Source organism: Streptomyces sp. NPDC092296 (assembly GCF_044755465.1).
Taxonomy (GTDB): Bacteria; Actinomycetota; Actinomycetes; order Streptomycetales; family Streptomycetaceae; genus Peterkaempfera.
This window is the reverse complement of record NZ_JBIVRB010000004.1, coordinates 112956-128981: the sequence shown is the minus strand read 5'-3', so window position 1 is coordinate 128981 and position 16026 is coordinate 112956. Positions and strand designations below refer to the sequence as shown.

At 72.1% G+C, this 16026-nt stretch carries 11 protein-coding genes and 1 pseudogene; 3 read left to right on the top strand and 9 right to left on the bottom strand.

What is annotated here, in order from left to right; all coding sequences use genetic code 11:
* Positions 1–107: 107 nt before the first annotated feature.
* From fusA to ACIQGZ_RS13585, 4 genes are all read right to left on the bottom strand, one after another.
* Positions 108–2213, bottom strand: coding sequence for an elongation factor G (fusA, locus tag ACIQGZ_RS13600; protein WP_402601626.1), 2106 nt, complete (start codon positions 2211–2213; stop codon positions 108–110).
* A gap of 42 nt (positions 2214–2255) precedes the next feature.
* A complete protein-coding gene (rpsG, locus tag ACIQGZ_RS13595; protein ID WP_402601625.1) occupies positions 2256–2726 on the bottom strand; it encodes a 30S ribosomal protein S7 in 471 nt (156 codons plus the stop codon).
* Between the two features lie 2 nt (positions 2727–2728).
* A complete protein-coding gene (gene rpsL, locus ACIQGZ_RS13590; RefSeq protein ID WP_014144289.1) occupies positions 2729–3100 on the bottom strand; it encodes a 30S ribosomal protein S12 in 372 nt (123 codons plus the stop codon).
* A gap of 437 nt (positions 3101–3537) precedes the next feature.
* A complete protein-coding gene (locus ACIQGZ_RS13585) occupies positions 3538–4074 on the bottom strand; it encodes a DUF1707 and DUF4190 domain-containing protein (protein ID WP_402601624.1) in 537 nt (178 codons plus the stop codon).
* Between the two features lie 273 nt (positions 4075–4347).
* Here ACIQGZ_RS13585 and ACIQGZ_RS13580 point away from each other — a divergent pair, with 273 nt between their 5' ends.
* A complete protein-coding gene (locus tag ACIQGZ_RS13580) occupies positions 4348–5148 on the top strand; it encodes an ABC transporter ATP-binding protein (RefSeq protein ID WP_402601623.1) in 801 nt (266 codons plus the stop codon).
* Positions 5145–6797, top strand: a complete 1653-nt coding sequence (locus ACIQGZ_RS13575) for a transporter (RefSeq protein WP_402601622.1) — start codon at positions 5145–5147, stop codon at positions 6795–6797. The genes ACIQGZ_RS13580 and ACIQGZ_RS13575 overlap by 4 nt, the downstream gene beginning before the upstream one ends.
* A gap of 13 nt (positions 6798–6810) precedes the next feature.
* Here the strand turns inward: ACIQGZ_RS13575 and ACIQGZ_RS13570 are convergent, their stop codons facing one another.
* Together ACIQGZ_RS13570 and ACIQGZ_RS13565 are read right to left on the bottom strand one after the other, a co-directional pair.
* The gene (locus tag ACIQGZ_RS13570) at positions 6811–7461 is read right to left on the bottom strand and encodes a LuxR C-terminal-related transcriptional regulator (RefSeq protein WP_402601621.1); all 651 of its coding nucleotides are present in this window, start codon (positions 7459–7461) and stop codon (positions 6811–6813) included.
* Positions 7413–8834, bottom strand: coding sequence for a sensor histidine kinase (locus ACIQGZ_RS13565; RefSeq protein WP_402601620.1), 1422 nt, complete (start codon positions 8832–8834; stop codon positions 7413–7415). The genes ACIQGZ_RS13570 and ACIQGZ_RS13565 overlap by 49 nt, the downstream gene beginning before the upstream one ends.
* A 170-nt stretch (positions 8835–9004) precedes the next feature.
* Between ACIQGZ_RS13565 and ACIQGZ_RS13560 the strand changes: the two genes are divergently transcribed.
* On the top strand, positions 9005–11365 hold the full coding sequence (locus ACIQGZ_RS13560) for a helicase-associated domain-containing protein (protein WP_402601618.1): 2361 nt from the start codon (positions 9005–9007) through the stop codon (positions 11363–11365).
* On the opposite strand, the pseudogene ACIQGZ_RS13555 reads toward ACIQGZ_RS13560, so the two are convergent.
* From ACIQGZ_RS13555 to ACIQGZ_RS13545, 3 genes and pseudogenes are all read right to left on the bottom strand, one after another.
* Positions 11362–11684: pseudogene (locus tag ACIQGZ_RS13555) on the bottom strand (type II toxin-antitoxin system death-on-curing family toxin). The gene ACIQGZ_RS13560 and the pseudogene ACIQGZ_RS13555 overlap by 4 nt on opposite strands.
* Before the next feature lie 14 nt (positions 11685–11698).
* Positions 11699–11899, bottom strand: a complete 201-nt coding sequence (locus ACIQGZ_RS13550) for a hypothetical protein (protein ID WP_402601616.1) — start codon at positions 11897–11899, stop codon at positions 11699–11701.
* Between the two features lie 115 nt (positions 11900–12014).
* Positions 12015–15908 carry a DNA-directed RNA polymerase subunit beta' gene (locus ACIQGZ_RS13545; RefSeq protein ID WP_402601615.1) on the bottom strand — a complete coding sequence of 1298 codons (3894 nt, stop codon included), beginning with the start codon at positions 15906–15908 and terminating at the stop codon, positions 12015–12017.
* Between the last annotated feature and the right edge of the window lie 118 nt (positions 15909–16026).

Below are 16026 nucleotides of genomic sequence, written 5' to 3'. Positions count from 1 at the left end.
CCCTTGGGGGGTGCCGGGAATGCCTCCTTACAGCCTAAGGCTTCGCAAAGGTCCGGAAACTCCGGATCGCTTGCCCCTGGGGGCAGCCGGTCCGGCTTCGCCGGTCCTTACTCGCCCTTGGCCTTGGCGATGATGTCGTCCGCCACGTTCCGCGGAACCTCGGCGTACGAGTCGAACTGCATCGAGTAGCTCGCGCGACCAGAGGTCTTGCTGCGCAGGTCACCGACGTAGCCGAACATCTCGGACAGCGGGACGAGGGCCTTGACGACCCGGGCACCGCTGCGCTCCTCCATGGCCTGGATCTGGCCACGGCGGGAGTTGATGTCGCCGATCACATCGCCCATGTAGTCCTCGGGCGTGGTGACCTCGACGGCCATCATGGGCTCGAGCAGAGCCGGGCTGGCCTTGCGGGCACCCTCCTTGAACGCCATGGAACCGGCGATCTTGAAGGCGAGCTCGGAGGAGTCCACGTCGTGCGACGCACCGTCGAGCAGGATGACCCGCACGCCCACCATCGGGTAGCCGGCGAGCACACCGAACTCCATGGCCTCCTGGGCGCCGGCGTCGACCGAAGGGATGTACTCCTTCGGCACGCGGCCACCCGTGACCTTGTTCACGAACTCGTAGCCCTCGCCGCCCTCGATGGGCTCGATGGCAATCTGGATCTTCGCGAACTGGCCGGAGCCACCGGTCTGCTTCTTGTGCGTGTAGTCGACGCGCTCGACCGCCTTGCGGATGGTCTCGCGGTACGCGACCTGCGGCTTGCCGACGTTGGCCTCGACCCGGAACTCACGGCGCATCCGGTCGACCAGCACCTCGAGGTGCAGCTCGCCCATACCCGCGATGATGGTCTGGCCGGTCTCCTCGTCGGTGTGGACCTGGAAGGACGGGTCCTCCTCGGCGAGGCGCTGGATGGCCACGCCCAGCTTCTCCTGGTCGCCCTTGGACTTCGGCTCGATGGCGACCTGGATCACCGGGGCCGGGAAGTTCATGGACTCGAGGATCACCGGGTTGGCGGAGTCGCACAGGGTCTCACCGGTGGTGGTGTCCTTCAGGCCCATGACGGCGATGATGTCGCCGGCACCGACGCTGGAGATCTCCTCACGCTTGTTCGCGTGCATCCGGTAGATCTTGCCGATCCGCTCCTTGCGGCCCTTCACCGAGTTCAGCACCTGGGTGCCGGACTCCAGACGGCCGGAGTAGACCCGGACGAAGGTGAGCTTGCCGAGGTGCGGGTCGCTCATGATCTTGAACGCCAGCGCCGACAGCGGCTCGTCGTCGGAGGCCTTGCGGAAGAGCTCGGTCTCCTCGTCGCCCACCTTGTGGCCGGTGACGCCCTCGACGTCGGCCGGCGACGGCAGGTACTCCACGATCGCGTCGAGCAGGGGCTGGACGCCCTTGTTCTTGAACGCGGTGCCGCAGAAGACCGGGGTGAGGTTGCCGGCGATGGTGGCGCGGCGGATGCCGGCCTTCAGCTGCTCCGGGCTGGGCTCGACGCCCTCCAGGTACAGCTCCATCAGCTGGTCGTCGCCCTCGGCGGCGGTTTCGAGCAGCTTGTCGCGCCACTCCTGGGCCGCGTCCGTGTGGGTGTCCGGGATGTCGACGATGTCGTACATCTCGCCCTTGGTCGCGTCCTCGGACCAGACCAGCGCCTTCATGCGGACCAGGTCGATGACGCCGCGGAAGTCCGCCTCGGCACCGATCGGGAGCTGCATGACCAGCGGGGTCGCACCGAGGCGGTCGACGATCATGTCGACGCAGCGGTGGAACTCCGCGCCCACGCGGTCCAGCTTGTTGACGAAGCAGATGCGCGGGACGTTGTAGCGGTCGGCCTGGCGCCACACGGTCTCGGACTGGGGCTCCACACCGGCGACACCGTCGAACACCGTCACGGCACCGTCGAGCACGCGCAGGCAGCGCTCCACCTCGACGGTGAAGTCGACGTGGCCCGGGGTGTCGATGATGTTGATGGTGTGGTCGCTGTCGCCAACGGTCCAGTGACAGGTCGTCGCGGCGGACGTGATGGTGATGCCGCGCTCCTGCTCCTGCTCCATCCAGTCCATGGTGGCGGCGCCGTCGTGGACCTCACCGATCTTGTAGCTCACACCGGTGTAGAACAGGATCCGCTCAGTGGTGGTGGTCTTGCCCGCGTCGATGTGGGCCATGATCCCAATGTTGCGGACCTTGGCCAGGTCAAGGGAGGTTGCAGCCATGGTGGCTCGTCTCTCTCTCGGTTCTCGTCGTGACGGGTTCGACTACCAGCGGTAGTGGGCGAAGGCCTTGTTGGACTCGGCCATCTTGTGCGTGTCCTCACGGCGCTTCACGGAGGCACCGAGGCCGTTGGAGGCGTCGAGGATCTCGTTCAGCAGCCGCTCGGTCATGGTCTTCTCGCGACGGGCGCGGGAGTAGCCGACCAGCCAGCGCAGCGCCAGGGTGGTGGAGCGGCCCGGACGGACCTCGACCGGCACCTGGTAGGTGGCGCCACCGACGCGGCGGGAGCGGACCTCAAGGGTCGGCTTCACGTTCTCCAGGGCGCGCTTGAGGGCGACGACCGGGTCGTTGCCGCTCTTCTCGCGGATGCCCTCAAGGGCGCCGTACACGATGCGCTCGGCGGTGGAGCGCTTGCCGTGCAGCAGGACCTTGTTGACGAGCGACGTCACCAGGGGGGAGTTGTAGACCGGGTCGATGATGACCGGGCGCTTCGGGGCAGGGCCCTTACGAGGCATTCTTACTTCTCCTTCTTGGCGCCGTAGCGGCTGCGGGCCTGCTTGCGGTTCTTGACACCCTGGGTGTCGAGCGAGCCGCGGATGATCTTGTAGCGCACACCCGGCAGGTCCTTCACACGACCGCCGCGCACGAGCACGATCGAGTGCTCCTGCAGGTTGTGGCCCTCGCCCGGGATGTAGGCGGTGACCTCGATCCCGCTGGTGAGGCGCACACGGGCGACCTTGCGCAAAGCCGAGTTCGGCTTCTTCGGGGTGGTCGTGTAGACACGCGTGCAGACGCCGCGGCGCTGGGGCGAACCCTTCAGTGCGGGCGTCTTGTTCTTCTCGACCTTGTCCTGCCGGCCCTTTCGGACCAGCTGCTGGATCGTAGGCACCGTTTCTCCGTTTTCTGTGTGCCAAGTCTTGGTGGAACTACCCTGGTGTGCACCCCGCCCCACCCGACCCACGCGGTCGGGCGTGTCGAGCCTCTTCCGCTCCCGTCGCCCACCGACTACGGGCTCAGGGACGAGGAATCGCGAATCCCAAGATGCGATGTGCAGCCACCGTGCTCGACACCGCTCGTACGAACGGGCCCGCGGGGCGGTGCCGGTCGGCGCTGCGACCGGTGTGCATGCACGCACAAGAGACCCGGGGACACCCCAGGCACAAGGTCAGAGCGTACCTACCGCATCGGCGCGGGTCAAAACAAATGCGCAGCCGCAGGTCGCGGCTGCCTTCGGCCCCGGTACGGCCGGCATCGGGCCCTTTAGCACAAGGCCCGGGACTCCGCTCACCGTAGCCCGCCGCGGCGCGGCGCGAAACCCCGGGGCGGTCAGCCGAAGAGGACCGCCGCCATGATCAGCGCCCAGAAGCCGATCCCCAGCCAGCCCAGCACCAGCCCGGCGGTCGCCATCCCGTCACCCTGCTCGCCGGACTGCCGGATCTGCGACTTGGCGACATGCCCGATGATCGTGGCCGGCACCGAGGCGATGCCGAACGGCAGGAACCCGGCCAGGCCCAGCACCAGCGAGGCCACCGCCATGCCGTTGGTCCGCGTGGTGACCCGGGGCGGCGGCAGGAAGGTCGGCGGCACCACCGGCACCGCCGCGCCCAGCGGCATCACCATCGGGCCGCTGGGCAGATCCACCACCAGCCGCGCCAGCTCACCGTAGGTCAGCGCCCGGTACGTCGCCTCCACCCGCGCGCCGTACTCGTCCGGCGTGAGCCGGCCCTCCGCGTACGCGGCCTTGAGCACGTCCACGGTGCGCTCGCGGTCCGAGTTGGCGGCGCGCATCGCCGCCTGCGGCGACTGCGCGGGCTGCCACGGCTCCCACGGCTGCGGCGCTCCCCGCCAGGGCTGAACCGCCATCGGCCACCTCCCGTGCTCTCCCCGCGGCCGTCGGCCTCCGCGCGCGGCGATGTCCTGCCGTCCCCAACAGGCTGTCGTCTCCCAGACTGTCAGACGATCCAGCGGCGCGGGCGGTTGCCTCCGTACCGAGAAAGCCGTTCCCCCGCCGCCGATCCCGCGCAGTCGGACCCCCGCAACCGATCCCCGGCCCGGCCGCATCACCGGGCCGCGTACGGGAGAGGATGGGCGGCAGCGCGGGTGCACGCGGCGCCCGGCCGGTACCGAGGGGGAACGGTGGACACGACTCCGCCCGCAGCAGTGGACATCCGAGACCTGTGGAAGCGCTTCGGGCAGCAGATCGCCGTCGCCGGGCTCTCGCTCCAGCTGCCCGCCGGCAGCTTCATCGGCCTGGTCGGCCCCAACGGCGCGGGCAAGACCACCACCCTGTCGATGGCCACCGGGCTGCTCCGCCCCGACCACGGCACCGTGCTGGTGCACGGCGCCGACGTCTGGCGGGACCCGGTCGCGGTCAAGAGCAGGATCGGCATCCTGCCGGAGGGCCTGCGGATGTTCGAGCGGCTCAGCGGCCGGGAGCTGCTCCAGTACAACGGACGGCTGCGCGGGCTGCCCGGCGCCGAGGTGGACCGGCGGGCCGACGAGCTGCTGCGGGTCCTGGACCTGGACGGCGCCGGCGGCAAGCTGGTCGCCGACTACTCCACTGGCATGCGGAAGAAGATCGGGCTGGCCGCCGCGCTGCTGCACAACCCGGAGGTGCTCTTCCTGGACGAGCCCTTCGAGGGGGTGGACCCGGTCTCCGCGCAGACCATCCGGGGCGTGCTCAAGCGCTACGCGGCCACCGGCAGCACGGTGGTCTTCTCCAGCCACGTCATGGAGCTGGTGGAGCAGCTCTGCGACTGGGTCGCGGTGATGACGGCCGGTCAGGTCGTCGCGCAGGGCCCGCTGGACTCCGTACGCGGCGACCGCAGCCTGCACGAGGCGTTCCTGGACCTGGTCGGCGGGCCGCAGCAGACCGGCGAGGCGCTGGAGTGGCTCGGCGCCCACCCCGTGGCGGCGGACGGCGGTGCGGAGCAGTGACCGCGCAGCTCACCGCCCAGGACCGGGGCAGCACCCGGCGGGCCGACCGGGAGACCGCCCGGGTGCTGGTCTCGCTCAAGCTGCGGCTGCTGCGCAACGGGCTGCGCCGGGGCGGGCGGGGCGCCGCCTACGTACTGGGCTCGCTGGTCGGGCTGCTGGTGGCGGCCGGTCTCGCGGCCGGCCTGGTCGGGCTGCGCGGCCACGCCGGGGCGGCGGACGCGGGGCTGGTGCTGGCCGGGGCGCTGGCGCTGGGCTGGGCCGCGCAGCCGCTCTACCTGTTCACCAGCGACGAGAGCTCCGATCCGACCCGGCTGACGATGCTGCCGCTGCGGCCCTCGCCGCTGCTGCGCGGCATGCTGCTGGCGGCGCTGATCGGACCCGGCCCGGTGCTCAGCCTGCTGATGCTGGGCGGCGCGGCGGCGGCCGGGGCCGACGGGGTGGCCTCGGTGGTGGTGGCGGTGGTGGCGGTGCCGCTGGCGACGCTGGCCCTGGTGGTGCTGTCCCGGGCGGTGGCGGTGGGCAACGCCCGGCTGCTCTCCAGCCGGCGCGGCCGGGACTTCGCGGTCTTCGGCGGGCTGCTGTTCGCGCTGCTGGGCCAGGGGGCCAATATCGCGTTCCAGAGCGTCTTCGGCGCGCATGGCCACGACGGCGGGATCGATCTGTCCCCGCTGGCGCCGGTCGCCTCGGTGCTCCGCTGGATTCCGCCGATGAGCGCGGTGGGCGCCGTGCACTCGGTGGCCGAGGGCTCGTACGCGGCGGCGGCGGTGCAGCTGCTGGCCGCCGCCGCGCTGCTGGCGCTGCTGCTGCGCTGGTGGCTGACCTGCCTGCGGCGGCTGATGGTGATCGCGGACTCCTCGACGCTGGCCGCCGCGCCGGCCGCCGGGCGGGGCACCCGGCGCGGCGCGGCGCTGTCCCGGCTGCTGCCGCCGGGGCGGACCGGGGCCGCGATGCAGCGGCAGCTGCGCTACGCGTGGCGGGAGCCGAGGGCCAAGGCGGCGGTGTCCAGCGGGATCGGCATGACGCTGGTGCTCTGTGTGCTCTCCGTCGTGCAGGGGTGGGCCAGTGCCTATGTGGTGCTGGTCGGCGGGCTGCTGCTGGGGTTGCAGACGCTCAACGTCTTCGGCTTGGACGGCTCGGCGTTCTGGCTGGTGGCGGTGACGCTGGCCGACCGGGCCGACGCCCGTGCCGAGCTGCGCGGCCGGGCACTGGCGGTGGCCTCGTACGCGCTGCCGTTCACCGCCCTGCTCGGCGTGGTCGCGGCGGCGGTCGGCGGCGACTGGGCCCAGCTGCCGGAGGCGCTGGGGCTGACCTGGGCGCTGCTGGGCGCCGGGGCCGGGGTCGGGGCGCTGCTGAGCGTGCTGGCCCCGTACGCGCTGCCGGCCGACGGCAATCCGATGCGCAACGCGGCACCGGGACAGTCCGGGCTGGTGCTGGCAAACGCCATGGGGTCGATGCTCGGGACGCTGGTGCTGACGCTGCCGCTGGGTGTGCTGGCGCTGGCCCTGCATCTGACGCACGGGCCCGGCTGGGTGCTGCTGCCCGCCGGGCTGCTGTACGGCCTGGGGATGGCCGCGCTCGGGATCAGGATCGCCGCCGGGCGGCTGCTCGGGCGGCTGCCGGAGATCCTGGCGACGGTGGTCGAGCGCTGACCGCCGCCGACGCTCAGCGCACGCCGTTGAGGTGGGCCAGCACCGCCTGGACCCGGCGGTTGGCGTCGTCGGTGGGGGCCAGCTCCAGCTTGGCGAAGATGTTGGCGATGTGCTTGGCCACCGCCCCGTCGCTCACCGTCAGCCGGGTGGCGATGGCCGAGTTGGAACAGCCCTCCGCCATCAGCTCCAGCACCTCCCGCTCACGGGGGGTCAGCCGACCCAGCGGCTGGGAGCGGACGCCGCGCTCCAGCAGCTTGGCGATGACGTCGGGGTCCATCGCGGTGCCGCCCGCCGCGACCCGGCGGACGGCGTCGATGAACTGCTCGGCGTTGAAGACCCGGTCCTTGAGCAGGTAGCCCACGCCGCCGGTGCCGTCCGCCAGCAGCTCTCGGGCGTAGAGCTGCTGGACGTGCTGGGAGAGCACCAGCACCGGCAGCCCGGGGATCTCCCGGCGGGCGGCCAGCGCCGCCTGGAGGCCCTCGTCGGTGAGCGTGGGCGGCAGCCGGACGTCGACCACCGCGATGTCCGGCCGCTCGGCCAGCAGCGCCGCCAGCAGGTCGGGGCCGGTCTCCACGGCGGCGGCGATGGTGAAGCCGTGGGCTTCCAGCAGCCGGGTCAGCCCTTCTCGAAGGAGGTACAGGTCCTCGGCGAGGACGACGCGCACGGCAGCTCCATGGTCACGGTGGTCGGTCCGCCCGGGGCACTGCTCAGGGCGAGGACACCGTCGAAGGTACCCAGTCGGCGTTCGATGCCGCGCAGCCCGCTGCCGCGCGCGGGGTCGGCGCCGCCGCGGCCGTCGTCGGTGACGGTGATCCGCAGGCTGCCGGCCCGGTGCAGGATGTCCACCCAGACCTGGTCGGCGCCGGAGTGCTTGGCGGCGTTGGTGAGCAGCTCGCAGACGCTGAAGTACGCGGCGGCCTCCACCGGCGCCGGCGGCCGGTCCGGCAGGTCCACGAAGACCTCCACCGGCAGCGGACTGTCCAGCGCCAGCGCCCGGACCGCGTCACCGAGGCCGCGCTCGGCCAGCACCGGCGGGTGGATGCCGCGCACCAGGTCGCGCAGCTCCTGGAGGGCCTTGTGCGAGGCCTGCCGGGCCTCGGCCAGCAGGACCCGGGCGGCGGGCGCGTCGGTGTCCATCAGGTGCTCGATGGTGCCGAGCGTCATCCCGATGGCCACCAGCCTGGCCTGGGCGCCGTCGTGCAGGTCGCGCTCGATCCGGCGCAGCTCGGCGGCCTGCTCCCCGACCGCGTCGGCCCGGGTGGCGGTGAGGTGCTGGACGCGCTGGGCGAGCCGGGCCCGGGTGGCGCCGCCGTCCGGGTCCAGCAGCTGCCGCAGCCAGCCGGTGTGCACGCGCAGCGCGTACGGCGCCAGGGCCAGCCCGACCAGGGCGGCGAGCAGGCTCAGCGCGAGGGCCTGCGCGTGCCCGGGGACCTCGGAGGGGTAGCCGGCGGTCAGGCGCAGGAACAGGCGCAGGAAGACGACCGCCGCCGAGGTCGTGCCGCCGATGAAGAGGCCGACGGCCGGCAGCGCCGTGATCGCCGCCGCCGACGGGTTGAGGAGCAGCCAGAGCTGATCGCGCCAGGTCTCGGGGTCGCGGACGGCCCAGTTGACGTACCGGGCCACCTCGGCGGTCGAGCGGCGCCGGTGGTAGCCGTGGCCGGTCCACCAGTGGCCTCGGTCGTTCTGCTCCAGGCTCCGGATCGGGCGGTACCGCACCGGGAGGCGGATGCCGAACCAGCTCTCGGCCTGCCGCCGGGACCAGGCGGCGTTCCACCGGCCGAACCGGAAGGCGAGCACCGCGAAGATCCCGACCCCGACGGCCAGCAGCGGCAGGATGAGGGCGCTGCGGACCAGACTCGCGCCGATCAGGCCCAGGACGACCATGCCCACCACCAGCAGCACGGCCGGCCCCAGCCAGGCCCGTACGCCCAGCACCAGGCACCGCCGCTGAGCGGTCAACCGCTCCAGCAGCCAGACCCGGACCCGCTCCGCCTCGGCTCTCGCCCCTGCTCCGGACACCGCCCCGCCGACACTCATGCACGCACCCCTTCGCCCTGCGGACCATCCGATCCCGACCGTGCCAGTCTGACCCAGCCACCCGGAGGCGATCACTGGCCTTGGGACCCGAACCCGGGGTGGTGCCAGGTCCACCCCGCCGCCGTCAAACCGCGCCGGACCACGCCCCGCGGCCTTCTAGGCTGCTCCCCATGCACAGCTCCTCCGCGCTTCGGGCCTGGCTCGCCGGCCGTACCCCCGAACAGCTCACCGAACTGCTCCGGCAGCGCGGCCTGCCCGCCGCCGCCGCGTACGACGGGCGGGCCCTCGGCTCACTCGCCGGGCTCGCCGGGCACCTGCTGGGCGACCACTCCACGGCACGGGCGCTCAGGCAGCTCGACCAGGCCGAGCTCCAGGTGCTCGCGGCGGTGGCGCAGCTGGCCGACCGCCGCCACGGGCCGTGCGCCGACCCCGGGGTGGACCCGGCCGAGCGGGCGGTGCGCCGCGCGGAGCTGCTGGACGAGCTCGGCGGCGGCGGCCCGGACGCGCGGCGGGCCGCCGTACGGTGCCTGGAGCGGCTGGCGGAGCGGGCGCTGCTGCTGCCGCCGCACGGCTCCGCGCTGGCGGTGCCGGCGCTGGTGCACCGGCGGGCCGCCGAGCTGCGCGGGCTGGGGCGGCCGGTCGACCGGCTGCTGTCCGACGCCTTCAACGCGGCCGAGGTGCACCGGATCGCCGCCGAGCTGGGGCTGCCCCGGGTCAGCACCCGGGACGCGGCGCAGCGGGCCGTCACCGCGCTGCTCGGCGACCCGGCCGAGGTGCGGGCGCTGGTGGCGGGGGCTCCGCCGGCGGCGCTGGAGCTGCTGGCGCGGCTGGTCCCCGGGCCGCCGGTGCTGGCCGCCCGCTGCTTCGCGGCCCAGTACGGCTACTACACGCAGGGGAGTACCAGGTTCCTGTTCCGGGCCGCCGGGTCGGGCGATCCGGGCGCCGACTGGCTGGCGGCGCGGGGGCTGCTGCTGCCTGCCGGTACGGACCTGGTGGAGCTGCCCCGGGAGGTGGCCGAGGCGCTGCGCACCGAGCGGACGGGGGTGGCGTTCGACCCCGCGCCGCCGCCGGTGGCCGGGCTGCTGCCGCTGCCGCCGGGCGCGGCGGGCGAGGCGCAGGCGGCGGCCGGGGCGGCGGCGTCTCGGGTGGAGCTGCTGCTGCGGGCGGTGGCGGAGCAGCCGCCGGCGGTGCGCAAGGCGGGCGGCATCGCGGTGCGGGACACCCGGCGGCTGGCGAAGGCGGCCGGCGTACCGGAGGCGCAGACCCGGCTCTGGCTGGACCTGGCGGCCAACGCCGATCTGCTGGCGCCGGTGCGCGACGAGCCGCCGAAGACGCGGGGGCGGCGGCCCGCTCCGCCGCCGCCGGCCCGGATCGTGCCGACGGAGCGGTACGACGGCTGGCTGGCGGCGGCGCCCGCCGACCGGCTGCTGCCGCTGCTGGCCACCTGGGCGGTGGTTCCGGAGGTGTTCAGCCACTGGCCGGACGAGGAGCAGACCCCGGTGGCGCTGGTCGCCCCGCAGGACCCGCTCGCGGTGCCGCTGCGGCTGGCGCTGCTGGCGGCGCTGGACGGGCTGCCGCCGGGGCAGGGGCCGGCGACAGGGCCGGAGGCGGGGTCAGCAGCGTTGGACGGGCTGCTGGCCCGCGCCGCGTGGTTCCGGCCGATCGACCTGGCGCCGGGGCTGGACCTGGCCGGGCGGGCCCGGGACACCCTGGCGGAGGCGGCGCTGCTCGGCGTGGTCGCGCACGGGGCGCTCACGCCGGTCGGGCGCGCCGTGCTGGCTCTGCTGCGCACCGGCGCGTACCGCTACTTCCCCGCCGTACCGGGCGCGGGACCCCGGCTGCACGCCCACCCGGCCGTGGCGGAGGCGGTCCGGGGGCTGGCGGCGGCCCTCACCGAGCTGCTGCCCCCGCCGCAGACCACGGTGCGCTTCCAGGCCGATCTGACGGCGGTGGTGGCGGGTGCGGCCTCGCCGGAGCTGACCGAGCTGCTCTCCGGCTGCGCGACCCGTGAGTCGGAGGGGCACGCGGTGGTCTGGCGGATCACCGCCGCCTCGGTGCGCCGGGCGCTGGACGGCGGGCTGGACGCGGCCGACCTGCTCCAGCGGCTGACCGAGGTGTCGGCGGACGGGCTGCCGCTCCCCCAGCCGCTGGAGTACCTGGTCAAGGACACCGCCCGCACCCACGGCCGGATGCGGGTGGTGCGCTCCGCGTGCTGCGTACGCTCGGACGACGAGGCGCTGATCCTGGAGCTCTCCCGGACCCGGGCGCTGGCCCGGCTGGGGCTGCGCCGGATCGCCCCCACCGTCCTGGTCAGCGCCGCCGACCCGGACGCCACGCTGGCCGCGCTGCGGGCTGCGGGCTACGCCCCGGTGCTGGAGGCGGCCTCCGGGACCACGGTGGTGGAGCGGGCCGCCACCGAGCGCGCCCCGGCCACCATGCCGTCCCTCACCCAGGCCGAGCAGCACGGCGGCCCCACCCGTGGCAGCGCCGCCACCCTGGCCGCCAAACTCCTCGCCCCGGACGCCGGCTAGGTGGCCGACCAGAGGGCGAACGACTTGGCGATCTCGGGTACGTCCGACTCGCCCCGGGCCGCAGCGAGGACCAGTGCTTCGGCGGAGTGGAACACCCTGGTGGCGACCCAGGCGGTGCGTTTGTTGCCGTCCACCAGAGCATGGTTGCGGGCCAGGGAGTGCAGCAGCGCGGCGGCCTTCTCATGGGGGCCGGGTAAGCGTCGGCCCCGAACACGGTGACCTGCGGGCGGGCCGGGGCCGCTTCGATCAGATCGTAGTCCCGGACTGCGGGCTCGGCACCGCCCTGGACACGGGCGGCGATCACCAGCAGCTCGGGCAGTTTGAGCTATTCGATCACTGCTCGGCCAGCCGGTCGAGCAGCTCCTCGTCCTCTGCCATGACCCGGTCGAGCGCCTTCTCGGACAGCTCGGTGCGCCGGGTCAGATAGGCGTGGACCGCCTCGGTGACGATCTCCTGCTTGGAGCGCTTCTCGATCCTCGCCCACTCGGTGAGCAACTTGTCATCAGCTTCGCTGAGCCGCAGGGTCATGGCCACAGCTGCACGATACCCAGCGATACCACGTGATCCCACCGATACCGCCTCCCGTTCCGGAACGCCGAAGGGCGGCCGCCCCCGGTGGGGGTGGCCGCCCTTGCGGTCAGGGGGTGACTCAGCCGGTGTACGGGCCGTAGTCGTAGTCCTCCAGCGGGACCGCCTGGCCGGAGCCGGTGCCGAAGGGCGAGATGTCGTAGTCGTCGTAGCCGACGGCCGAGTACATCGCGGCCTTCGCCTCCTCGGTGGGCTCGACCCGGATGTTGCGGTAGCGGGGCAGACCCGTACCGGCCGGGATGAGCTTGCCGATGATGACGTTCTCCTTGAGGCCCAGCAGCGGGTCCGACTTGGCGTGGATCGCCGCGTCGGTGAGCACCCGGGTCGTCTCCTGGAAGGAGGCGGCCGACAGCCAGGACTCGGTGGCCAGCGAGGCCTTGGTGATACCCATCAGCTGCGGGCGACCGGAGGCGGGGTGGCCGCCCTCGGAGACCACGCGGCGGTTCTCGGTCTCGAACCGGCCGCGCTCGACCAGCTCGCCCGGCAGCAGCTCCGCGTCGCCGGACTCGATGATCGTCACCCGGCGGAGCATCTGCCGGATGATGATCTCGATGTGCTTGTCGTGGATCGACACGCCCTGCGAGTTGTAGACCTTCTGCACTTCCTGGACCAGGTGGACCTGGACGGCCCGCTGGCCGAGGATGCGCAGCACATCGTGCGGGTTGGTCGCACCCATGGTCATCTTCTGACCGACGTCGACCGCGTCGCCCTCGCCGACCAGCAGCTTCACCCGCTTGGAGACCGGGTAGGCGATCTCCTCGGTGCCGTCGTCGGGGGTGACGACGATCTTGCGGGTCTTCTCGGTGTCCTCGATGCGGACCCGGCCGGCCGCCTCGCTGATCGGGGCCACGCCCTTGGGCGTACGGGCCTCGAAGAGTTCGACGACACGCGGCAGACCCTGGGTGATGTCGTCACCGGCCACACCACCGGTGTGGAAGGTACGCATGGTCAGCTGGGTGCCGGGCTCACCGATGGACTGGGCCGCGATGATGCCGACGGCCTCACCGATGTCCACCAGCTTGCCGGTGGCCAGCGAGCGGCCGTAGCAGTAGGCGCAGGTGCCCACCGCGGACTCGCAGGTGAGGATCGAGCGGGTCTTGACGGTGGAGACACCGTGCCGGACCAGCTCGTCGATCAGCACATCGCCCAGGTCGGTGTTGGCGTGCGCCAGCACCTTGCCGTCGACGACGATGTCCTCGGCCAGCATCCGGGCGTAGACGCTGGTCTCGACGTCGTCCGCCTTGCGCAGCACGCCGTCGGCGCCCACGGAGGCGATCTCCAGCTTGAGGCCGCGCTCGGTGCCGCAGTCCTCCTCGCGGATGATCACGTCCTGCGAGACGTCGACCAGACGACGGGTGAGGTAGCCCGAGTCGGCGGTACGCAGGGCGGTGTCGGCGAGACCCTTACGGGCACCGTGGGTGGAGATGAAGTACTCCAGCACGGTGAGGCCCTCGCGGAACGATGCCTTGATGGGCCGCGGGATGGTCTCGTTCTTGGCGTTGGAGACCAGACCACGCATACCGGCGATCTGACGCATCTGCATCATGTTTCCGCGAGCACCCGAGTCCACCATCATGAAGATGGGGTTGGTCTTCGGGAAGTTCGCGTTCATCGCCTCGGCTACCTCGTTGGTCGCCTTGGTCCAGATCGCGACGAGCTCCTGCTTGCGCTCGTCGTTGGTGATCAGACCGCGCTCGTACTGCTTCTGGATCTTCTCGGCCTGCGCCTCGTAGCCCTCCAGGATCTGGGGCTTGCTCGGCGGCACCACGACGTCGGAGATCGACACGGTGACGCCGGAGCGGGTGGCCCAGTGGAAGCCGGCCGCCTTGAGGTTGTCCAGGGTGGCCGCGACGGTCACCTTGGGGTAGCGCTCCGCGAGGTCGTTGACGATCGCGGAGAGCTGCTTCTTGCCGACCTCGTAGTCGACGAAGGGGTAGTCCTCCGGCAGCAGCTCGTTGAAGAGGGCGCGGCCCAGGGTGGTGGTGAGCCGGAAGGGCTCGCCGTCGACCCAGACCGGGGCGCCGTCCTCGTCGACCGGGGGCGTCCAGCCGCGCGGCGGCACGGTGCCGCCGGGCAGCCGGATGTCGATCGGCGCCTGGATGTCCAACTCGCGGGCGTCGAAGGCCATCATGGCCTCGGCGGTCGAGGTGAACGAGCGGCCGCCGCCCTGGACGTCCTCCCGGTCGGAGGTGAGGAAGAACAGGCCGAGCACCATGTCCTGGGTGGGCATGGTCACCGGACGGCCGTCGGCCGGCTTGAGGATGTTGTTCGAGGACAGCATCAGGATGCGGGCCTCGGCCTGGGCCTCCGCCGACAGCGGCAGGTGGACGGCCATCTGGTCGCCGTCGAAGTCCGCGTTGAACGCGGTGCAGACCAGCGGGTGGATCTGGATGGCCTTGCCCTCGACCAGCTGCGGTTCGAAGGCCTGGATGCCGAGGCGGTGCAGGGTCGGTGCACGGTTCAGCAGCACCGGGTGCTCGGCGATGACCTCTTCGAGGACGTCCCACACCACCGGGCGGGCGCGCTCGACCATGCGCTTGGCCGACTTGATGTTCTGCGCGTGGTTGAGGTCCACCAGGCGCTTCATCACGAACGGCTTGAAGAGCTCCAGCGCCATGGCCTTGGGCAGGCCGCACTGGTGCAGCTTGAGCTGCGGGCCGACGACGATGACCGAACGGGCCGAGTAGTCGACGCGCTTGCCGAGCAGGTTCTGCCGGAAGCGGCCCTGCTTGCCCTTGAGCATGTCGGAGAGCGACTTCAGCGGGCGGTTGCCCGGACCGGTCACCGGCCGGCCGCGGCGGCCGTTGTCGAACAGCGCGTCGACGGCCTCCTGAAGCATGCGCTTCTCGTTGTTGACGATGATCTCGGGCGCGCCGAGGTCCAGCAGCCGCTTGAGGCGGTTGTTGCGGTTGATCACGCGGCGGTACAGGTCGTTCAGGTCGGAGGTCGCGAAGCGGCCACCGTCCAGCTGCACCATCGGACGCAGGTCCGGCGGGATCACCGGGACGCAGTCCAGCACCATGCCGTTGGGCTTGTTGCGGGTCTGCAGGAACGCGGAGACGACCTTGAGGCGCTTGAGCGCACGGGTCTTCTTCTGGCCCTTGCCGGTCTTGATGATCTCGCGGAGGCGCTCGGCCTCCTCCTCCAGGTCGAAGGACTCCAGGCGCTTTTGCAGCGCCGCGGCCCCCATCGCACCGGAGAAGTAGGTGCCGAAGCGGTCGCGCAGCTCGCGGTAGAGCAGCTCGTCGCCCTCCAGGTCCTGGACCTTGAGGTTCTTGAAGCGGCTCCACACCTCGTCCAGGCGGTCCAGCTCGCGCTGGGCCCGGTCGCGCAGCTGCTTCATCTCACGCTCGGCGCCCTCGCGCACCTTGCGGCGCACATCGGCCTTGGCGCCCTCGGCCTCCAGCTCGCCCAGGTCGGCCTCGAGCTTCTTGGCGCGGGCCTCCAGGTCGGAGTCGCGGCGCTGCTCGACCTGCTGGCGCTCGACGGAGACGTGGGCCTCCAGCGACGGCAGGTCGCGGGTGCGGCGCTCGTCGTCCACCCAGGTGATCATGTAGGCGGCGAAGTAGATGACCTTCTCGAGGTCCTTCGGCGCCAGGTCGAGCAGGTAGCCGAGCCGGCTCGGCACACCCTTGAAGTACCAGATGTGGGTGACGGGCGCGGCCAGCTCGATGTGGCCCATCCGCTCGCGGCGGACCTTGGCGCGGGTCACCTCGACGCCGCAGCGCTCGCAGATGATGCCCTTGAAGCGGACGCGCTTGTACTTACCGCAGTAGCACTCCCAGTCCCGGGTCGGGCCGAAGATCTTCTCGCAGAAGAGCCCGTCCTTTTCCGGCTTCAGGGTGCGGTAGTTGATGGTCTCGGGCTTCTTGACCTCGCCGTGGGACCACTGGCGGATGTCGTCGGCGGTCGCCAGGCCGATGCGGAGCTCATCGAAGAAGTTGACGTCGAGCACTTTTTGTCAAGCCCACCTTCGGGGTCTCCCCCGACGTTGATACGAGTCAGGGGTCGAGTCTTTCGTCTGGTCTGAGGGGGTCGATGGGGCGGCCGGCCGGCTCACGGGGAGCCGGCCG

Excerpts from the sequence above, each read along its gene's own strand:
- ACIQGZ_RS13560 (WP_402601618.1), top strand. The coding sequence starts at position 9,005 with ATGCACAGCTCCTCCGCGCTTCGGGCCTGGCTCGCCGGCCGTACCCCC.
- ACIQGZ_RS13565 (WP_402601620.1), bottom strand. The coding sequence starts at position 8,834 with ATGAGTGTCGGCGGGGCGGTGTCCGGAGCAGGGGCGAGAGCCGAGGCG.
- ACIQGZ_RS13585 (WP_402601624.1), bottom strand. The coding sequence starts at position 4,074 with ATGGCGGTTCAGCCCTGGCGGGGAGCGCCGCAGCCGTGGGAGCCGTGG.
- rpsG (WP_402601625.1), bottom strand. The coding sequence starts at position 2,726 with ATGCCTCGTAAGGGCCCTGCCCCGAAGCGCCCGGTCATCATCGACCCG.
- fusA (WP_402601626.1), bottom strand. The coding sequence starts at position 2,213 with ATGGCTGCAACCTCCCTTGACCTGGCCAAGGTCCGCAACATTGGGATC.